Origin of the sequence: Streptomyces sp. NPDC088387 (genome assembly GCF_044753385.1) — a bacterium.
In the GTDB taxonomy this organism is placed as follows: Bacteria; Actinomycetota; Actinomycetes; order Streptomycetales; family Streptomycetaceae; genus Streptomyces.
The window spans coordinates 254,101-271,147 of the sequence record NZ_JBIVNC010000003.1 but is presented as its reverse complement, the minus strand read 5'-3'; the positions used below and the strand labels follow the sequence as shown (position 1 = coordinate 271,147).

Here is a 17,047-nt window from a genome sequence, read left to right as displayed (position 1 = left end):
TGACATCGTGCTGCCCACCGAGAACCGGCTGAGGCGGCGCGAGGACTTCGCGACCGCGGTACGACGGGGTCGTCGGGCAGGCCGCCCGACTCTCGTCGTCCACCTTCGTAGCGGTGCCACGGACCCGCACGCGCCTGGGGAGAGCGCTCCTCCGACGCGTGCGGGTTTCGTCGTGAGCAAGGCCGTGGGAGGTGCGGTTGTACGCAACACGGTCAAGCGCAGACTGCGTCACCTCATGCGCGATCGGGTTGCCCTGTTGCCCCCCGGTAGCCTGGTAGTGGTACGAGCGCTGCCCGGAGCGGGTGACGCCGACCATGCACAGCTGGCCCAAGACCTGGACGCCGCTCTACAGCGGCTGCTGGGAGGGGGCGCGCGATGAAGTACCCGCTGCTGGCACTGATCAAGCTGTACCAGTGGACCATCAGCCCGCTGCTCGGGCCGGTGTGCAAGTACTACCCGTCGTGTTCCCACTACGGCTACACGGCCATAGACCGGCACGGTGCGGTCAAGGGCACGGCACTGACCGCCTGGCGCATTCTGCGGTGCAATCCGTGGTCGCTCGGTGGCGTGGACCATGTCCCGCCGCGCAAGCGTCCAAGGTGGCACGAGATGCTGCGTAACGCATTGCGCGCACGCAAGGGCGGGATCTCCGCCGCCGAACCGGCCACCGAAGAGACCTCTGCTTCGAGCCCGGCCGCAGAGACCTCGTCCCATGCCCAAGGAGCATGATTAGTGGACACGATTGCCAGCTTCTTCAGCTTCATCACCACACCCGTCTCGTGGGTCATCGTCCAGTTCCACTCGCTGTACGGTGCGATCTTCGGCCCTGACACGGGCTGGGCCTGGGGCCTGTCCATCGTGTCGCTGGTGATCCTGATCCGTATCTGCCTGATCCCGCTCTTCGTGAAGCAGATCAAGGCGACGCGGGCGATGCAGACGTTGCAGCCCGAGATGAAGAAGATCCAGGAGCGCTACAAGAACGACAAGCAGCGCCAGTCCGAAGAGATGATGAAGCTGTACAAGGAGACGGGTACCAACCCGTTGTCCTCGTGCCTTCCCATCCTGGCGCAGTCGCCGTTCTTCTTCGCCCTGTATCACGTGCTGAACAGCATCGCCTCGAACGACACCATCGGCGTGATCAACGAGCGGCTGCTGGCCAGCGCCCAGAAGGCGCACATCTTCGGTGCCCCGCTCGCGTCGAAGTTCACCGACGGCTCGTCCAAGGTCGAGGCCCTGGGCTCCACGATCACCGATGTGCGGGTCGTCACCGCCATCATGATCGTGCTGATGTCGCTGTCGCAGTTCTACACACAGCGCCAGCTGATGACGAAGAACGTCGACACCTCGGTGAAGACCCCGTTCATGCAGCAGCAGAAGATGCTGATGTACGTCTTCCCCGTCATGTTCGCCGTCTTCGGCATCAACTTCCCCGTCGGTGTCCTCGTCTACTGGCTGACCACCAACGTGTGGACCATGGGCCAGCAGATGTACGTCATCCGCAACAACCCGACTCCGGGTTCCAAGGCCCAGGCCGCCTACCTGGAGCGCCTGCACAAGCACGTCACGCACCATGGCAAGACCCGCAACCGGCGTGAGCGTGCCATCGTCAAGGCCATCGTCGCCAAGGGCCGCGACCGCAACGACCACGAGCGCAAGTTCATCAACGGTCTGAGCAAGGCCGGGCTCGCCGCTGAGGCCGACGGCTCCGTGGTCAAGAGCGAGAACGCCGTGACCGTGCAGCACGAGGACGGTACGACCACCACCACCGCGGCGCCGACTCCCAAGCGGCAGCAGCCCAAGCGGCAGCCCAAGTCCAAGCGTGGCCCCGTGAAGCCCGCGGGCGGTGCCGAGAAGACCTCCTCGTCGCCGACCTCGCTCATCAAGTCCGACGAGCCGGCGGACGCCAAGCCGAGCGGGTCCACCGGGAAGTCGGCGTCCAAGTCCGACAACGGCTCCCGCAGCCGGGCCCAGTCCGGTCAGCGCAAGGGCCCCCAGCGGCCCAAGTCCCCGACCAAGAAGTAAAAAGGAGTCCATCCCGTGACGGAAGGCACCACCTCCGCTGCTACCGAGGGTGCAGACACCCTGTCCCGCCTGGAGCAGGAGGGCGAGATCGCGGCGGACTACCTCGAGGGTCTGCTGGACATCGCCGATCTCGACGGCGACATCGACATGGACGTCGAGGGCGACCGCGCCTCTGTCTCGATCATCAGCGACGCGGGCGGCCGTGAGCTGCACAAGCTCGTCGGCCGTGACGGCGAAGTGCTGGAGGCGCTCCAGGAGCTCACGCGCCTGGCCGTGCACCGGGAGACCGGCGACCGCAGCCGGCTGATGCTGGACATCAGCGGCTACCGCGCCCAGAAGCGGGCCGAGCTCGCCGAGCTCGGTGCCAAGGCCGCGGCCGAGGTCAGGAGCAGCGGCTCCCCCGTGAAGCTGAAGCCGATGACGCCCTTCGAGCGCAAGGTCGTGCACGACGCGGTCAAGGCCGCCGGGCTGCGCAGCGAGTCCGAGGGCGAGGAGCCGCAGCGCTTCGTCGTCGTGTTGCCCGCCTGAGCAGTTCCACGTCCCACCGGCCCCGTCTGTAGCGCAGGCGGGGCCGAACTTTGTCAGCCTGTTCCTGACGGCTGATGGTTCCCCGTAGATCCTGAGCCCTGGTGATCGGCGCCCTGCGTCGAAGCGGTATGGAAGGACGGTCCCCGTGACGGAGTCAGCGGAGCTCCCCCCTGCGCCCGAGCAGGCGCAGGAGGTGTTTGGCGATCGCTTCGCGGACGCGGTCCGATACGCGGAGCTGCTCGCGGAGGCGGGTGTGCAGCGCGGTCTGATCGGCCCACGCGAAGTGCCGCGGCTCTGGGAGCGGCATCTGCTGAACTGCGCGGTGCTCTCGGAGGTCGTGCCCGAGGGTGTCACGGTCTGCGATGTCGGCTCCGGCGCCGGCCTGCCCGGCATTCCGCTGGCCCTGGTCCGGGAGGACCTGAAGATCACGCTCCTGGAGCCACTGCTACGGCGTACGAACTTCCTCACCGAGGTCGTGGAGCTGCTCGGCCTGGACCATGTGACCGTGGTGCGCGGCCGGGCCGAGGAGGTCATGGGCCAGCTGCCGTCTGTCCATGTGGTGACGGCCCGAGCGGTCGCCCCGCTGGACCGCCTGGCCACCTGGGGCATCCCGCTGCTGCGGCCCTACGGCGAGATGCTCGCCCTCAAGGGAGACACCGCCGAGGAGGAGCTGAAGGCCGCGTCGACCGCGCTCAGTAAACTCGGTGCGGTGGAGACGTCGATCCTGCATGTGGGTGACGGGATCGTGGATCCTCCGTCGACCGTGGTGCGGGTCGAGGTCGGGGAGAGCCCCGGCGGTGTGCGCTTCGCGGCCAAGCGAGCCAAGGCGGCGCGGACCGGGCGTACGCGCCGACGTCGCTGATCTGTCCTGAGGACCATTCGTACTCCACACAAGCTGCCAAACCTACGCATGCCGGAGTGTCGCGACAGTTCGGCCCTCGGCACTGTGCATCGTGTTTCACGTGAAACGTCGCTCACTGCTGCACGGCATCATCACTCGCGGCCGAGCCGCCGAACCCCGCGACCGAAAACCCCTCGGTTCGCTGGGAGGTTCCCCATCCGATGACGCACCGTCCCGGCCGGAGAGCAATCTGTTCTCGCGGAAGCGCGGTCAGTCACCCTCGGGGGGCACGGAGTTGTCCACAGAGGTGGATTTCTCCACAGAACAACAGGCCTCACTGGTTCACCACCCCGATGGCATGGGAGGCTCTGTTCATTGCGAGCCTGAAGTCGAGGAGAGTGAATCCTTGCGGTCCGACGCCAACATCGCGGGACCGATGACCGATCCGGTCCCCGGTCCCCGTACCGAATCGACGGGGGAGGATGTTTCACGTGAAACACCGCCTCCGATGGACGACACTCCCATCGGTCGTGCTGCCCAGTTGGCGGTCGAGGCGCTGGGTCGCGCCGGCGAAGGCCTGCCACGGCCGGAGCAGACCCGTGTCATGGTCGTCGCCAACCAGAAGGGCGGGGTGGGTAAGACGACGACAACCGTCAACCTCGCCGCTTCGCTGGCACTGCATGGCGGCCGTGTGCTGGTGGTCGACCTCGACCCGCAGGGCAACGCGTCCACTGCTCTGGGCATAGACCATCACGCCGAAGTTCCGTCCATCTATGACGTGTTGGTCGAGAGCAAGCCACTCTCAGAGGTGGTGCAGCCGGTCCCCGATGTCGAGGGCCTCTTCTGTGCACCTGCCACGATCGATCTCGCCGGTGCGGAGATCGAGCTGGTCTCCTTGGTGGCCCGCGAGAGCCGGCTTCAGCGCGCGATTCAGGCTTACGAGCAGCCTCTGGACTATGTCCTCATCGACTGCCCGCCCTCCCTCGGTCTGCTGACGGTCAATGCACTCGTCGCCGGCCAGGAGGTCCTGATCCCGATCCAGTGCGAGTACTACGCGCTGGAGGGACTGGGCCAGTTGCTGCGCAATGTCGACCTGGTACGGGGGCACCTCAACCCCGACCTGCATGTGTCGACGATCCTGCTCACCATGTACGACGGCCGGACGCGTCTTGCGTCCCAGGTTGCCGACGAGGTGCGCAGTCACTTCGGCGACGAGGTACTGAGGACGAGCATTCCGCGCTCGGTCCGTATCTCCGAGGCGCCGAGCTATGGGCAGACGGTGCTGACCTACGATCCAGGATCGAGCGGTGCCCTCTCCTATCTTGAGGCGGCACGAGAAATTGCGCTGAAGGGTGTGGGTGTCAGCTATGACGCGCCCCACGCCCATATCGGCGCCCAGAGCGACCCGAGCATGGTGGAGGGGATCCAGTGAGCGAGCGACGAAGGGGGTTGGGCCGAGGGCTGGGCGCGCTGATCCCTGCTGCCCCGACCGAGAAGATGCCGGCACAGGCTGCCATGGGAGGCGCGGCATCGACGTCTCCCACGTCTGTCCCGGTACTGAGTGAGCGTGGTGTGGCCGCGGCCAAGGTGGCCACTCTGCCGCCTGTTTCACGTGAAACAGAGGAGAACCTGGCGCCGGTGGAACTGGAGGCGCCCGCGTCTCCGGTTGGTGCCCACTTCGCCGAGATCCCTCTCGACGAGATCACGCCGAACCCGCGGCAGCCGCGTGAGGTCTTCGACGAGGATGCGCTACAGGAGCTTGTCACCTCCATTCAGGAGGTAGGCCTTCTCCAGCCCGTAGTTGTCCGCCAGACGGCTATCGGGCGTTACGAGCTCATCATGGGTGAGCGGCGTTGGCGGGCCTGCCGGGAGGCTGGCCTGGAGGCGATCCCCGCGATCGTGCGGGCCACGGACGACGAGAAGCTTCTTCTGGACGCCCTCCTGGAGAACCTGCACCGCGCCCAGCTGAACCCGATCGAAGAGGCGGCTGCTTACGACCAGCTGCTGAAGGACTTCAACTGCACCCACGACCAGTTGGCGGACCGCATCGGCCGGTCCCGCCCTCAGGTCTCCAACACGCTGCGTCTGCTGCGGCTCTCGCCGAAGGTCCAGAACCGGGTGGCCGCCGGAGTGCTCTCCGCCGGACATGCGCGGGCCCTGCTCTCCGTCGACGACCAGGAGGAGCAGGAGCGGCTGGCCTACCGGGTTGTGGCCGAGGGGCTGTCGGTCCGCTCGGTCGAGGAGATCGTGACCCTGATGGGTTCGCGGCCGCAGAAGGCCCAGCGAGCCAAGGGACCCCGTGCCGGTGCCCGGGTCTCTCCAGCCTTGAACGACCTCGCCACCCGTCTCTCGGATCGCTTCGAGACGCGGGTGAAGGTCGAACTGGGCCAGAAGAAGGGCAAGATCACCGTCGAGTTCGCCTCTCCGGAGGATCTGGAGCGGATCCTCAACTCGTTCGCTCCCGGCGAGCGGCTGCTTCTCCAGCAGAGCCTGCTGGAGGACGAAGACGAGAACGAAGGCGACGAGGCGGAGAGCTGAGCTTTCGGTCGGATGCGGGAACGCGTCCGTCGACGTGCAGAGCGGGGGGGGGGGGGGGGGGGGGGGGGGGGGGGCCCCCCCCCGGGGGGGGGGGGGGGGGGGGGGGGGGGCGCGGGGGCGGCGGGGGGGGGGGGGGGGGGGGTGTTCCCCCCCCCCCGCCCCCGCTCTTTGCTTTCAGGCGGTATCGGCAGAATGGCATCGTGGATACCATGCGTTCGGGTATGGCGCATCCACCTGGTAGGACCTCTCAAGGGGAGGCGGGGGCCATGCGAACGATGAGCCGGACCGGACTGGTGAGCGCGGGATTGGGGTTGGGCGCGGTCGGCGGGTTCGTCGGCAGCCTGCTCAGGGAACGGAGTGCTCTGACTGCCGCCCGCGACGCAGCGGGCGAAGGAAGCGAGGAACAGCCTTTATGGGGCGCCGGCTCGTACCGCTCACCCTGGACAACCTTCAGGACCTTCCCAAGCGCTGTCGTTCGTGCGTCTTCTGGGAGTTGGACCCAGTCAGCGGAGAAGCGTCGATAAAGGCGGGCACACCCGCGACGGAGAAGGAAGCCTGGATCTCCGCCGTCCTCCTGGACTGGGGATCGTGCGGACGGGTCGTCTACGTCGACGAGGTCCCGGTGGGCTTTGTGCTCTACGCGCCACCCGCCTACGTTCCCCGCGCCACTGCGTTCCCCACGAGCCCGGTCTCGCCCGACGCCGTTCAGCTGATGACGGCCTTCATCATGCCGGGGTACCAGGGGCAGGGGCTGGGCCGTGTGATGGTCCAGACAGTCGCCAAGGATCTGCTGCGGCGAGGGTTCCGGGCGATCGAGGCGTTTGGTGACGCCCGCTGGAAGGAGCCGGCGTGCATGCTGCCCGCCGACCATCTCCTCGCCGTGGGGTTCAAGACTGTCCGGCCGCATCCCACACATCCGCGGCTGAGGCTGGAGCTGCGGACGACACTGTCGTGGAAAGAGGACGTCGAGTTGGCGATCGACCGGTTGCTGGGCGCGGTGCAGAAGGAGCCGGCACTGCGTCCGCTGTAGCGGAGCGTTGCCCGTCATACAGATGGGCCAGCCCAGAAGGGCTGGCCCATTCGTGTTTCACGTGAAACATCGTCGCGGTGGAGACCGCGCTGCGACTACTCGGTGATGAAGTCCTCGAGGTCGCGCAGGATCGCGGCCTTCGGCTTGGCACCAACAATGGTCTTCACGACCTCGCCGCCCTGGTAGACGTTCAGGGTCGGGATGGACATCACGCCGTACTTGGCGGCCGTGCCCGGGTTCTCGTCGATGTTCAGCTTGACGATCTCGATCTTCTCACCGTGCTCGTTGGCAATCGCTTCGAGGGAGGGCGCGATCTGGCGGCACGGACCGCACCAGGCGGCCCAGAAGTCCACCAGGACGGGCTTGTCGCTCTTGAGGACGTCCTGCTCGAAGGAGTCGTCGGTCACGTGCTTCAGATCGGCCACAGCGGGCTCCTTACGTGGGTTGGTGCAGTGAGGAGGGGGGAGAGTCAGACGGCGGTCTTCTCGGGCTCGGCCTTCTCGCCGTCCGCGAGGGCCGCGAGGAAGCGCTCGGAGTCGAGGGCGGCCGAACAGCCGGTGCCGGCGGCGGTGATCGCCTGGCGGTAGGTGTGGTCGACCACGTCACCGGCGCCGAAGACACCGGTCAGGTTCGTGTGGGTCGAGGGAGCCTCGACCTTCAGGTAGCCCTCCCCGTCGAGGTCGAGCTGACCCTTGAATAGCTCGGTCCGCGGGTCGTGGCCGATCGCGATGAACAGGCCGGTGACGGGCAGCTCCGAGAGCTCGCCGGTCTTCAGGTTGCGCAGCTTGAGCCCGGAGAGCTTCTGGTCGCCCTGGATCTCGGCGACCTCGCTGTCCCAGACGAACTTGATCTTCGGGTCGGCGAAGGCGCGGTCCTGCATCGCCTTGGAGGCGCGCAGGGTGTCCCGGCGGTGGACGATCGTGACGGACTTGGCGAAGCGCGAAAGGAAGGTGGCCTCCTCCATCGCGGTGTCGCCACCGCCGATCACGGCGATGTCCTGGTCCTTGAAGAAGAACCCGTCACACGTGGCACACCAGGAGACACCGCGTCCGGAGAGTGCGTCCTCCTTCGGCAGGCCCAGCTTCCGGTGCTGCGAGCCGGTGGAGACGATGACGGCCTTCGCCTTGTGCACGGTGCCGGCGGTGTCGGTGACGGTCTTGATCTCACCGGTGAGGTCCACGGAGACGATGTCGTCGGGGATCAGCTCGGCACCGAAACGCTCGGCCTGCGCGCGCATGTTGTCCATGAGCTCCGGGCCCATGATGCCGTCCTGGAAGCCCGGGAAGTTCTCCACGTCGGTCGTGTTCATGAGCGCGCCACCAGCGGTCACGGCACCCTCGAAGACCAGAGGCTTCAGCGACGCTCGTGCGGTGTACAGGGCCGCCGTGTAGCCGGCAGGCCCGGAGCCGATGATGATCACGTTACGGACGTCGCTCACGACTTGGTTCCTCGTCTCTGGACTCGTCGGATTGCCCGTGGGGGGCCCTCTCAGGACTCTCACCCCACCCAACGGATCCTAAGGGGCGCGCATTCCCGCTGTGTCCGGCCACACGGCAGGGGAAAAGCGCGCGGCACTCAGGGGTGCGCGTACGAGGTCTGGAGCAGAATGGTCGCGATCTTGGCCGAGGCCTGTTTGATGCAGGTCGAGTCCATGAGGTACGCGGTGACCCGGCTGGTGTCATTGGCGTCGGGTAGCACCACGAGCATGGCGTCCGTGCCCTTGTATGTGCCCTCGTCGACGGCGAGGGCCTCCTCGTTGCGTCCGATGCCCTTGCGGACACAGTCGGGTACGGAGGGCGAATCGAACACCCTGGGCGAGTTCGGTCCGCCTTCGATGGTCACGCCCTCGTCAGGGGTACGTGCCCCGCCGGAGAGGTCCTGCTCCGGGGCGAGAAGATCGGTGACCTGACGCTCCAGCGTCCCCGCGGAGAACGTGTCCGCGGCGGTGGACCGGTTCTCGGCCGTCGGGCCGGAGCTGGAGCCGCCCATCAGTGAGGACAGCAGGACCGAGCCGAGGCCTACTGCGGCGGCCGCGAAGGCGGCGCCGATGACGGTTACGCGGCGGCGCTTGCCGCGGTCGTTCTTGCGGCCCGGGCCTGTGGTCGAGGTGCGGGGGCGGCCTGCGGGACGGTCGGCGGAAATCGATGTTTCACGTGAAACACGAGCGTCGTCCGCTGTTTCACGTGAAACATCGACGCTCGAGTTCGCGGTGGAGGTCGCCTCGACGGCCAGCGCGACATCAATGCGCGCGGCGACATCAGCGGGCATGGTTTCGGTGCTCGGCATGGTGCTGAGCAGTCCGTGGATCTCCTCCAGCGAGGCGCGGACGTCGGCGCAGAGCTCGCACTCGTCCAGGTGCCCGCGGATCTCAGCGGTCCGGGACGGTGTCAGCAGGCCCTCGGTGAGGTCGGCGATCTCGGCGACGTCCGGGTGCCCGGTCATGTCTGTCGTGGATGTCACGCTCGCCCACCTCCGCCCTTCACAGCAGCTGAGTCGCTTGGTCCGGCTTCATGAGGACCACCATCCGGTGGCCCCGCTGCCGGTGGGACGGATGTCCCCTGCGTCCGGTTCCGTTCCCCGTCCGGATCGTCGGCTGCTCTGGTTCTGTCCGGCCGGAGGTGGGTGACAAGTGGAAGGAGTCTGGCTCTGCCGCGCGCGCACCGGCTCTTCACGGTGCCGGTGGGGACATCGAGGATCCGGGCCGCCTCGGCGACGGGGTAGCCCTGCATGTCCACCAGGACGAGGGCGGCCCGCTGATCGGGCGGAAGCGTGCCTAGCGCTTCGATGAGCTGGCGGTGCAGGTCGTTGCGCTCGGCGGGAGCCGACGCCGACTCGTGCGGCTCCAATAGCTGCTCAAGGCGTTCGGTGTCGTCGACGGGCGAGGTCTTGCGTGAGGCGACCTTGCGGGCCCGGTCCAGGCACGCGTTCACCGTGATCCGGTGCAGCCAGGTCGTGACGGCCGACTTCCCCTGGAAGGTGTGGGCGGCCCGGTAGGCGGACACAAAGGCGTCCTGCACGGCGTCGGCGGCCTCCTCCCGGTCACCGAGCGTCCGCAGGGCGACGGCCCAGAGCCGGTCGCGGTGACGCCGGACCAGCTCACTGAAGGCATCGGGGTCACCGGCGACATGCCGAGCCAGGAGGTCTGCGTCAGGTGCGTCCTGCTGATTGCTGTGCAAACCCCCGCCCTCGCCCTCTCAGCTGGTGACCTTGACGTCGATGACCCTGCCCCGGTACTCGCCGTTCGACTGAAGAGGCAGTTCCGTCAGCCAGACCAGTACGTACCGGGCCTTGAGTTCCTTCTCCGGGGTGAGCGGCACCGTGGTTCCCGTGCCCTCGGCGACCTTGGTGTAGCCGTCGAAGCTCGCCGGCTTCGAGTCACCGCTCGCCGCGCGCAGCTCGACGGCGGTGCTGCCCTGGAACGAGACGGTGACCTTGCCGACGTCCTGGACCTTGCCGAGATCCAGGATGACACCGACACCGGCCTTGAGGTTGCCGAACTTGGCGCCCAGATAGTAGTCCGTCTGCCAGTACGTGCCGGGCGTGGTGTCGTAGACCTTGCCCACGTCGCCGGGCTTCTCGGAGCCGTCGCTGCCGAAGGGGTCGAAGTCGTCGGCGCCCTGGATCGCGATGGGCCGATCCGGCTTGGCCTGTTCGGAACTCTTGTCGTTGCCGTCCGTCGTCTGTGTCTGGTTGGTGTCGTCCGTCTTCTCGCCCTGTTCCATCAGGGCGTCCGCCAGCTGCCAGCTGCCGAGGCCCAGCGCGGCGATGAGGAGGGCCGAGACGGCCCACTTGAGTGCCTTGCCGGTGCGGCTCTGGAGCGGGGGCGGCGGTGGGAGCACTGGCTGGGTCTCGCCGGGATGCCGTGTCTGACGGCCGTAGCTGCCCTGCTGGTACGTCGTGCGCTGGTAGTCGGGCGGGGCGGTGAACACCGGCTCCGGCGGGCGGATGCGGGGCATCTCGCTGATCGCCTTGACGAGTTCCTCGGGCGTTGTGCACGGCGACTCGTGCCGGGAGGCGGTGGCGCCGTCGTTGGCCAGCGCGCGCATCGCCAGCTCGGAGAGGCCGCGGTGGATGCCGGCCCGCACCTGGTCGGGGGCGATCAGACCCACGCCCTTCGGCAGCCCCGACAGCCCGTACGCGTCGCTCTCGTACGGCCAGCGCTGGGTCAGCGCCGCGTACAGCAGGGCGCCGATCGCCTCGGTGTCGGTGCGCTGCGGGGTCTCGGAAGTGATCCCGCGCAGCGCGGCGTTGACCGCGAGGCCGCGCAGCCGCCACTGGCCGGAGGAGGAGCGCAGCACGGCGTTGGGGTTCAGCCGCAGATGCGCGAGGCCCTCACGGTGTGCGGCGGCCATCGCCGCGGAGACCTGACTGACCATCTGGTAGGCGTCGTGCGGCTCCAGCGGGCCGGCCGCGAGGAGCGCGGTCAGCTCGGTGGCGTCCGGCAGCCACTCGTGCACGACGTAGACGAGGTCGTTCTCCTCGACGGCGTCGAGGACTTGGACGAATCGGGGGTCGCCCAGCAGCGCGGAGGAACGGGCCGCGGCCAGGACGGAACGGGCCCGGGTGTGATCCGCGGGCAGGATGTGCACACCGACGGCGCGACGGAGTTTCTCGTCGACGGCACGCCAGCTGCTGAAACCGTCCAGACGGGTGACGCACTCCTCCAGGCGGTAGCGTCTGGCGAGCTTGTGACCGCTGTGCAGTTCGGGCGCCGAGGCCTTCCCGGGACTCTCGGTCCCGCCACTCCCCTGTGCCTCGTTCTGCTCCGTGTCGCGCTCCCGGTTCTGGTCCACCCCGTCGGCCGTGGACTGGTCCGCCTGGTCCGCCTCGGCGGTCAGCGGCTCGTCGCCGCTGTTGTCTGCCACGTCGACGGCAGCCCTGCTCCGTTCCGCCACCGTCGTCCCTGCCTCCCCATCTGTTGCGCCTCGTACGACGCCGAAACCAATTGTGCCCACAGTCCGCCGCTATGCACGACACGCGATGGCGGACGATGGTTGTGCGCGTACCCCCCTCAGCGCCCCAGACGCCCGCGGACCATGCCCACCAACGAGTTGAGCTCCTCGATGCGCATCCGGCGGGAGGCGACGAAGAAGATGCCGAGCAGTACGGCGCCGCCGCCGAGCAGAGCGGCGAAGGAGCCGAGCACACCCTGGCCGAGGGTCTGTGTGATGCCGTAGCAGGCGGCGCCGCCGAGCAGTGCCGCCGGGACCGAGGCGATGCTCAGACGGGCGTAGGTCCGCAGCACGCGGGTGCCGTCGAGGTCGCCGCCCAGCCGCTTGCGCAGCCGGCTCCAGGCGACGCCGACGCCGGTGACGTAGGCGAGCCCGTAGGAGGCGGCCATGCCGATCACGGCCCAGCGGGGCGGCAGGAGCAGGAAGCACAGCGCGGACGCCCCGGCGTTGACCGCGGCCACGATGACCGTGTTGTAGAAGGGGGTGCGGGTGTCTTCGTACGCGTAGAAGGCGCGGAGGACGACGTACTGCACGGAGTACGGGACGAGGCCGATGCCGAAGGCCATCAGCATGTAGCCCATGTTGGTGGCCGCGCCGATTCCCGAGGAGCCGAAGATCAGGGTGCACATCGGGACGCCGAGGGCGACGAAGCCGAAGGCGATCGGGACGATGGCGACGGCCGTGGTGCGCAGCCCCTGGGAGATGTCGTCGCGGACGGCTCCGGCGTCCTCCTCGGCGGCCGAGCGGGAGATCCGCGGGAGCAGGGCGGCCATCAGGGAGACGGTGATGATGGCCTGCGGAAGTCCCCAGATGAGCTGGGCGTTGGCGTAGGCGCTGAAGCCGGTGCCGGCGATGTTGGTGTCGGAGACGGCGGCGGTGGCGAGCTGGGTGACGACGAGGGCGCCGGCCTGGTTGGCGAGGACGAACAGGATCGTCCACTTGGCGAGCATCGCGGCCTTGCCGAGGCCGTGGCCCTTCCAGTCGAAGCGCAGCCGCATCCGGAAGCCGGTCTCGCGCAGGTATGGGATCATCGCGAGGGCCTGGACGACCAGACCGAGCAGGACGCCGACGCCGAGTAGCCGCTGGCCCTCCGGCGGGATGTTTCCGACGGTCATCCCGGAGTCGGCGGCGCTGCCGTAGACCCAGAGGAACATACCGAGGGTCACGATGATGACGATGTTGTTCAGGACCGGCGTCCACATCATCGCGCCGAACCGGCCGCGGGCGTTGAGGATCTGGCCCATCACCACGTGGATGCCCATAAAGAAGATCGTGGGCAGGAAGTAACGGGCGAAGGTGATCGCCGTCTCGTTGGCCGCGGGGTCGGAGGCGACCGGGTTGGACAGGGCGCGCACCAGCAGCGGCGCCCCGAGCACGGCGAGCGCGGTGAGTAGGCCCAGGACCACGATCACGAGGGTCAGCAGCCGGTTGGCGTACGCCTCGCCGCCGTCCTCGTCGTCCTTCATGGCCCGCACGAGCTGCGGTACGAAGACGGAGTTGAGGCCGCCGCCGACGGTCAGGATGTAGATCATCGTCGGCAGCTGGTAGGCGACCTGGAAGGTGTCACCGAGCAGGCCGACGCCGAGCGCCGAGACGATCAGCGCCGAGCGGATGAAGCCGGTCAGCCGTGACACCATCGTGCCCGCCGCCATCACGGCGCTGGACTTCAGCAGGCCGCCCGCGCGGCCACCCTTCTTGGCGGCGGGGGTCGAGCCTGAGGCGGGTGCGGGAGCCGCGGCCTCTGGTGCCGGCGGCCTGGGCGCCTGGTACCGCTCCTGGGGGACCTGCTGGGCGCCGTACTGCCCCTGCGGGTACTGGACTTGGGCCTGTTGCCCCTGGGGGTACTGGCCCTCCGGGTACGCGCCCTGCCCGTACTGCGCGGGCGCGTACTGGCCGTCCTGGTAGCCGCCGGCCGGACCGGCCTGTGCCGGATAGGGGCCCGCGGGTGCCTGGGCGCCCATGTGCGGCGCCGCGGCCGGGCCCGGCACGGCCGGGTAGTCGGCGGCCGGGTGCACACCGCTCTGCTGCTGGTCGCGGAAGAGATGGGCGAACGCGTCCGGCTCGTGGCGCTGCTCACCGGCCTGGGTCACCAGATCGTCGACGCCCACGAACTGGGTGCTGCGCGGATCGTCGCCGTGCGGCAGGTACTGCGTCGGGCCCTCCGGCTCCGGCGCGGGCGGCTGGGCCCACACACGCGGGTCGGGGGCGTACGGCGACTGCTGCGGCTGCCCGTACATCGGTTGCGGCGGGTAGGTGCCGGGGGGCGGCGGCGGGTGCGCGGCACGGTCGTAGAGCGCCTCGGCGACCGGGTCCTGGGCGGCGAGATCCTGCGCCCGGTAGGGGTCCTGGTCGTAGGCGTCCTGGAGGTACATGTCCGCGGGGTGCTGCGGAGGCACCTGGCCGGGCTCGGGCGGCGGTCCCTCGGGGTTGCCCGAGGGCCCCGCGGCCTGGCCGCGGTCACCGTCGTACGGCGCGTTCATGGTTACCCCACCTCATCGTCCCGGGCCGACCGGCCACGACATCCTCAACGGTCCACTCTCTCACCCGTCCCGGACGGGTCGGCGCTTTCCGATGCGGTGTCCGACGTCGGGTCACTCGGCTGCTCCGGGTCGGGTGCCCCCGGCCGGGTGCCGGACGCCTCGTCGTGCGGTTCCTGGGACTGAGGACGGTCCTCGGGGGTCCCGGGGTTCTCCCGCGCCGCGGTGTCGTCCTGACCGGGCTTGTCCCCGGCCGCGGTCTTCGCCGCCCGCTTGCGCTGGGTGTACATCCGGAACCCGGCGAGGACGAGCAGCAGCACACCGCCGCCGATGACCAGCATGACCGTCGCGGTGATCTCGGTGACCCGCACGTCGAACGTGACCGGTGCGCCGTAGGCCTGGCCGTCCTCGGTGAAGAGCTGGGCGATCACGGCCACGCGGCCGTTGGCGTTGGCGGACGTGTCGAACTTCACCGACTGGGCGTGGCCGCCGGAGACGCTGACGGGCTGCTCGGCGTAGCCCTTGCCGCCGATCTCCAGGCGGGTCGGATTGGTGGAGGTGAGCCGCAGGACCAGATGGTCGACGGGCTGCACCAGGTTGTTCTGCACGGTCACGGGGATCGTGGCGCTGCGGCCGGAGAGCTTGGTCTCCGACTTCTGGATCAGCGTGACCTCGCTCGCCAGGTCGTCCAGGTAGTTCTCGACGCCGTTGCGGAAGCTCGCGGCCTCGGTGGGGCGGCCCCGCCAGGAGGTGGACATCTCGCGGTTCATGGCCCGGCCGAACGGCGTCACGACCCGGGACTGGTCGCTGAGGATCACCTTGAAGTTGTCGAGCTTGGCCTGCGTGGTCGCGATGTCCTCGAAGGCCGCGCGCGGCAGCTCCTGCTTGCGCAGGGACGACGGGTACTGCGAGGCGGAGGGGACCTGCGTGGTGGCGCCCGGGTCCGGCTTGGCCTCCGCGGCGTCGGTGAGGTGCTGCGCCTGCGACCACGTGCCGCCCTGTAGCGCCGTCACCGCCTCCGCCATGGTGCGCGCCTGGCTGGCCGTCGGCATACGCTGCGGGGCGACGACGAAGCTGCGCTGCTGGTCCGTCTGGAGATTCAGCATCAGGCTCTGCGCCAGGAACCTCTGCACGGAGAGTGTGCTCGTGGAGGCCTTCGTCAGATCGCCCTGGAACGCCGTGGAGAGCCGCGAATCCGCCACCACGGCCGTGGTGCCGCCGCCGATCGGCCGGGCCGCCGAGGGCGTGTACGGCAGCCCGCCGACCTCTTCCAGGCTGTCGCTGCGGGTGATGATCTTGTCGGCGCCGGCCGAGGTGGCGACCTTGACGATCGCCGGGTCGATCGCGCCGTCCACGGGCCAGGCGAACTCGGTCGTCGGCTTCACGTGGAGGATCGGCTCCACCGTGTTGGCGACCACGTCGGTGGCCTCCTTGAGGCGGCTGAGCGAGCCGGTGACGTCCGTGCCGTTGTGCGCGAGAGAGGCGAGGTCCGGGTCGGCGAAGGGCAGCGCGACGACCTCCTTGCCGGCCACCGCCCTCTGCAACTGGGCCAGCCACTGCTTGGCGAGCGCCTGGTGCGTGCCGGGCGTGGTGGTGTCGCCGTCGCCCCGCACCTGGTAGCTGCGCGTCATGGCGTCGACCGAGGCCAGCAGGTCGGGGTCGATGACCCAGGTGACGTCGAGGTCCTTGCCCAGCGACACCATCTGGTCGAGCCGGCCGCCGGGGGAGATCTCCTCGGCCAGGTCGTCGTTGAGGAAGACCGGTGTCTGCTGCTCGTTCGAGCCGGTCTCCGCCGTCATGTGGACGGTGGACATCAGTGGCCACAGGAACGTGGTCCTGGACCGCGGGTCGGCCTCGTCGGGCTGCCACGGCAGGAACGTCCGCTGGAAGCCCAGCACCTGGTCCCACGGCTGCGCGGCGGTCTCGCCGGACAGTGCCACCCCGAGCTGGTAGACGCCGCTGCCGCCGAGGTCCAGTTCGTCGACCGGTACGGAGATGCTGAAGGGCTGTGAGACGCCGGGAGTGAGCTTGGTGAACTCCTGGGCGTACTCGTCGCCGACCTGGGTGCCGTCGGCGCCGACGACGTACCCGGTGCGGGCGGCGGCGTCGTCGATGGCCGAGCGGGTGGAGAGCTCGGGGCCCACCCGCAGATCGACGTAGGCGTCCGTGACGGTCTGCTTGCCGGTGTTGGTCACCGTGCCGGTGACCGTGACGGTGTCGCCGTCCGTGGGGGCACTGGGGCTGAGCGAGTCGAGCGCGACACTCACCGTGCGGGTGCCGGAACCCGCCTTCGCGGAGTCCTGCCCGGCTGCATGGGCGGCCGGCGCGGCGGACAGCTGGAGCACCCCGGCCAGCAGCGGCGCGCCCGCGAGCAGGGCCCCTGTGCGCCGCAGCCACCGACGGGCAGGTGAGGGACACGTCCCCTGGATGTCTGCCGCCTCGGCCACGCGTTCGCCCGTCCCTCGTCGTCGTCAGTGGTCGTCGGATGTGCGTCCACGCATGGTAACGATGCGCGCTGAGGGGAAGTGCCGCGGACCGGCTCACAAGATCGGGGAGGCCGCAGTGCCGTCCTCTATGTGCCCCTATAAAGGGGAGCACCCGGCGAACGTCACAAGGGCGGGCCTTGGGCGAGTATCGGCCCAGCTGTCCCCCTGGCCGT

Annotated in this window: 15 protein-coding genes; 8 read left to right on the top strand and 7 right to left on the bottom strand. The window is 68.9% G+C overall.

Annotation, left to right across the window (positions count from 1 at the left end; all coding sequences use genetic code 11):
* Positions 1–7: 7 nt before the first annotated feature.
* The 8 genes from rnpA to ACIQAC_RS09375 all read left to right on the top strand — a co-directional run bounded on the left by rnpA (position 8) and on the right by ACIQAC_RS09375 (position 6,959).
* On the top strand, positions 8–379 hold the full coding sequence (gene rnpA / locus ACIQAC_RS09410; protein ID WP_264932766.1) for a ribonuclease P protein component: 372 nt from the start codon (positions 8–10) through the stop codon (positions 377–379).
* On the top strand, positions 376–729 hold the full coding sequence (gene yidD, locus ACIQAC_RS09405) for a membrane protein insertion efficiency factor YidD (RefSeq protein ID WP_402188596.1): 354 nt from the start codon (positions 376–378) through the stop codon (positions 727–729). Before rnpA ends, yidD begins: the two co-directional genes overlap by 4 nt.
* Before the next feature lie 3 nt (positions 730–732).
* A complete protein-coding gene (yidC, locus tag ACIQAC_RS09400) occupies positions 733–2,022 on the top strand; it encodes a membrane protein insertase YidC (protein WP_402188595.1) in 1,290 nt (429 codons plus the stop codon).
* Between the two features lie 15 nt (positions 2,023–2,037).
* Positions 2,038–2,550 (top strand): protein jag, encoded by a 513-nt coding sequence (locus tag ACIQAC_RS09395; protein WP_402188593.1) that lies wholly within the window; start codon positions 2,038–2,040, stop codon positions 2,548–2,550.
* Positions 2,551–2,695: 145 nt separating this feature from the next.
* On the top strand, positions 2,696–3,412 hold the full coding sequence (rsmG, locus tag ACIQAC_RS09390; protein WP_402188591.1) for a 16S rRNA (guanine(527)-N(7))-methyltransferase RsmG: 717 nt from the start codon (positions 2,696–2,698) through the stop codon (positions 3,410–3,412).
* Positions 3,413–3,749: 337 nt separating this feature from the next.
* Positions 3,750–4,823: a ParA family protein gene (locus ACIQAC_RS09385; protein WP_402189280.1), complete on the top strand. Its 1,074-nt coding sequence runs from the start codon at positions 3,750–3,752 to the stop codon at positions 4,821–4,823.
* On the top strand, positions 4,820–5,929 hold the full coding sequence (locus ACIQAC_RS09380; protein WP_402188589.1) for a ParB/RepB/Spo0J family partition protein: 1,110 nt from the start codon (positions 4,820–4,822) through the stop codon (positions 5,927–5,929). The genes ACIQAC_RS09385 and ACIQAC_RS09380 overlap by 4 nt, the downstream gene beginning before the upstream one ends.
* 412 nt (positions 5,930–6,341) lie before the next feature.
* Complete coding sequence (locus ACIQAC_RS09375; RefSeq protein WP_402188588.1) at positions 6,342–6,959, top strand: GNAT family N-acetyltransferase; 618 nt, start codon at positions 6,342–6,344, stop codon at positions 6,957–6,959.
* Between the two features lie 95 nt (positions 6,960–7,054).
* Here ACIQAC_RS09375 and trxA read toward each other — a convergent pair whose 3' ends face one another.
* From trxA to ACIQAC_RS09340, 7 genes are all read right to left on the bottom strand, one after another.
* Positions 7,055–7,384, bottom strand: a complete 330-nt coding sequence (trxA, locus tag ACIQAC_RS09370) for a thioredoxin (RefSeq protein ID WP_402188586.1) — start codon at positions 7,382–7,384, stop codon at positions 7,055–7,057.
* A gap of 44 nt (positions 7,385–7,428) precedes the next feature.
* Positions 7,429–8,397 carry a thioredoxin-disulfide reductase gene (gene trxB, locus ACIQAC_RS09365; protein ID WP_402188585.1) on the bottom strand — a complete coding sequence of 323 codons (969 nt, stop codon included), beginning with the start codon at positions 8,395–8,397 and terminating at the stop codon, positions 7,429–7,431.
* 137 nt (positions 8,398–8,534) lie between these two features.
* On the bottom strand, positions 8,535–9,419 hold the full coding sequence (locus ACIQAC_RS09360; RefSeq protein ID WP_402188583.1) for an anti-sigma factor family protein: 885 nt from the start codon (positions 9,417–9,419) through the stop codon (positions 8,535–8,537).
* The gene (sigM, locus tag ACIQAC_RS09355; RefSeq protein WP_402188581.1) at positions 9,416–10,135 is read right to left on the bottom strand and encodes an RNA polymerase sigma factor SigM; all 720 of its coding nucleotides are present in this window, start codon (positions 10,133–10,135) and stop codon (positions 9,416–9,418) included. Before sigM ends, ACIQAC_RS09360 begins: the two co-directional genes overlap by 4 nt.
* Positions 10,136–10,153: 18 nt before the next feature.
* A complete protein-coding gene (locus ACIQAC_RS09350; RefSeq protein WP_402188579.1) occupies positions 10,154–11,854 on the bottom strand; it encodes a protein kinase family protein in 1,701 nt (566 codons plus the stop codon).
* A gap of 116 nt (positions 11,855–11,970) precedes the next feature.
* Entirely contained in the window at positions 11,971–14,391 is a 2,421-nt protein-coding gene (gene murJ / locus ACIQAC_RS09345; protein WP_402188577.1) for a murein biosynthesis integral membrane protein MurJ, read from the bottom strand.
* Between the two features lie 44 nt (positions 14,392–14,435).
* On the bottom strand, positions 14,436–16,835 hold the full coding sequence (locus ACIQAC_RS09340) for a DUF6049 family protein (RefSeq protein WP_402188575.1): 2,400 nt from the start codon (positions 16,833–16,835) through the stop codon (positions 14,436–14,438).
* Between the last annotated feature and the right edge of the window lie 212 nt (positions 16,836–17,047).

Excerpts from the sequence above, each read along its gene's own strand:
- murJ (WP_402188577.1), bottom strand. The coding sequence starts at position 14,391 with ATGAACGCGCCGTACGACGGTGACCGCGGCCAGGCCGCGGGGCCCTCG.
- ACIQAC_RS09385 (WP_402189280.1), top strand. The coding sequence starts at position 3,750 with ATGGGAGGCTCTGTTCATTGCGAGCCTGAAGTCGAGGAGAGTGAATCC.
- ACIQAC_RS09375 (WP_402188588.1), top strand. The coding sequence starts at position 6,342 with ATGGGGCGCCGGCTCGTACCGCTCACCCTGGACAACCTTCAGGACCTT.
- yidD (WP_402188596.1), top strand. The coding sequence starts at position 376 with ATGAAGTACCCGCTGCTGGCACTGATCAAGCTGTACCAGTGGACCATC.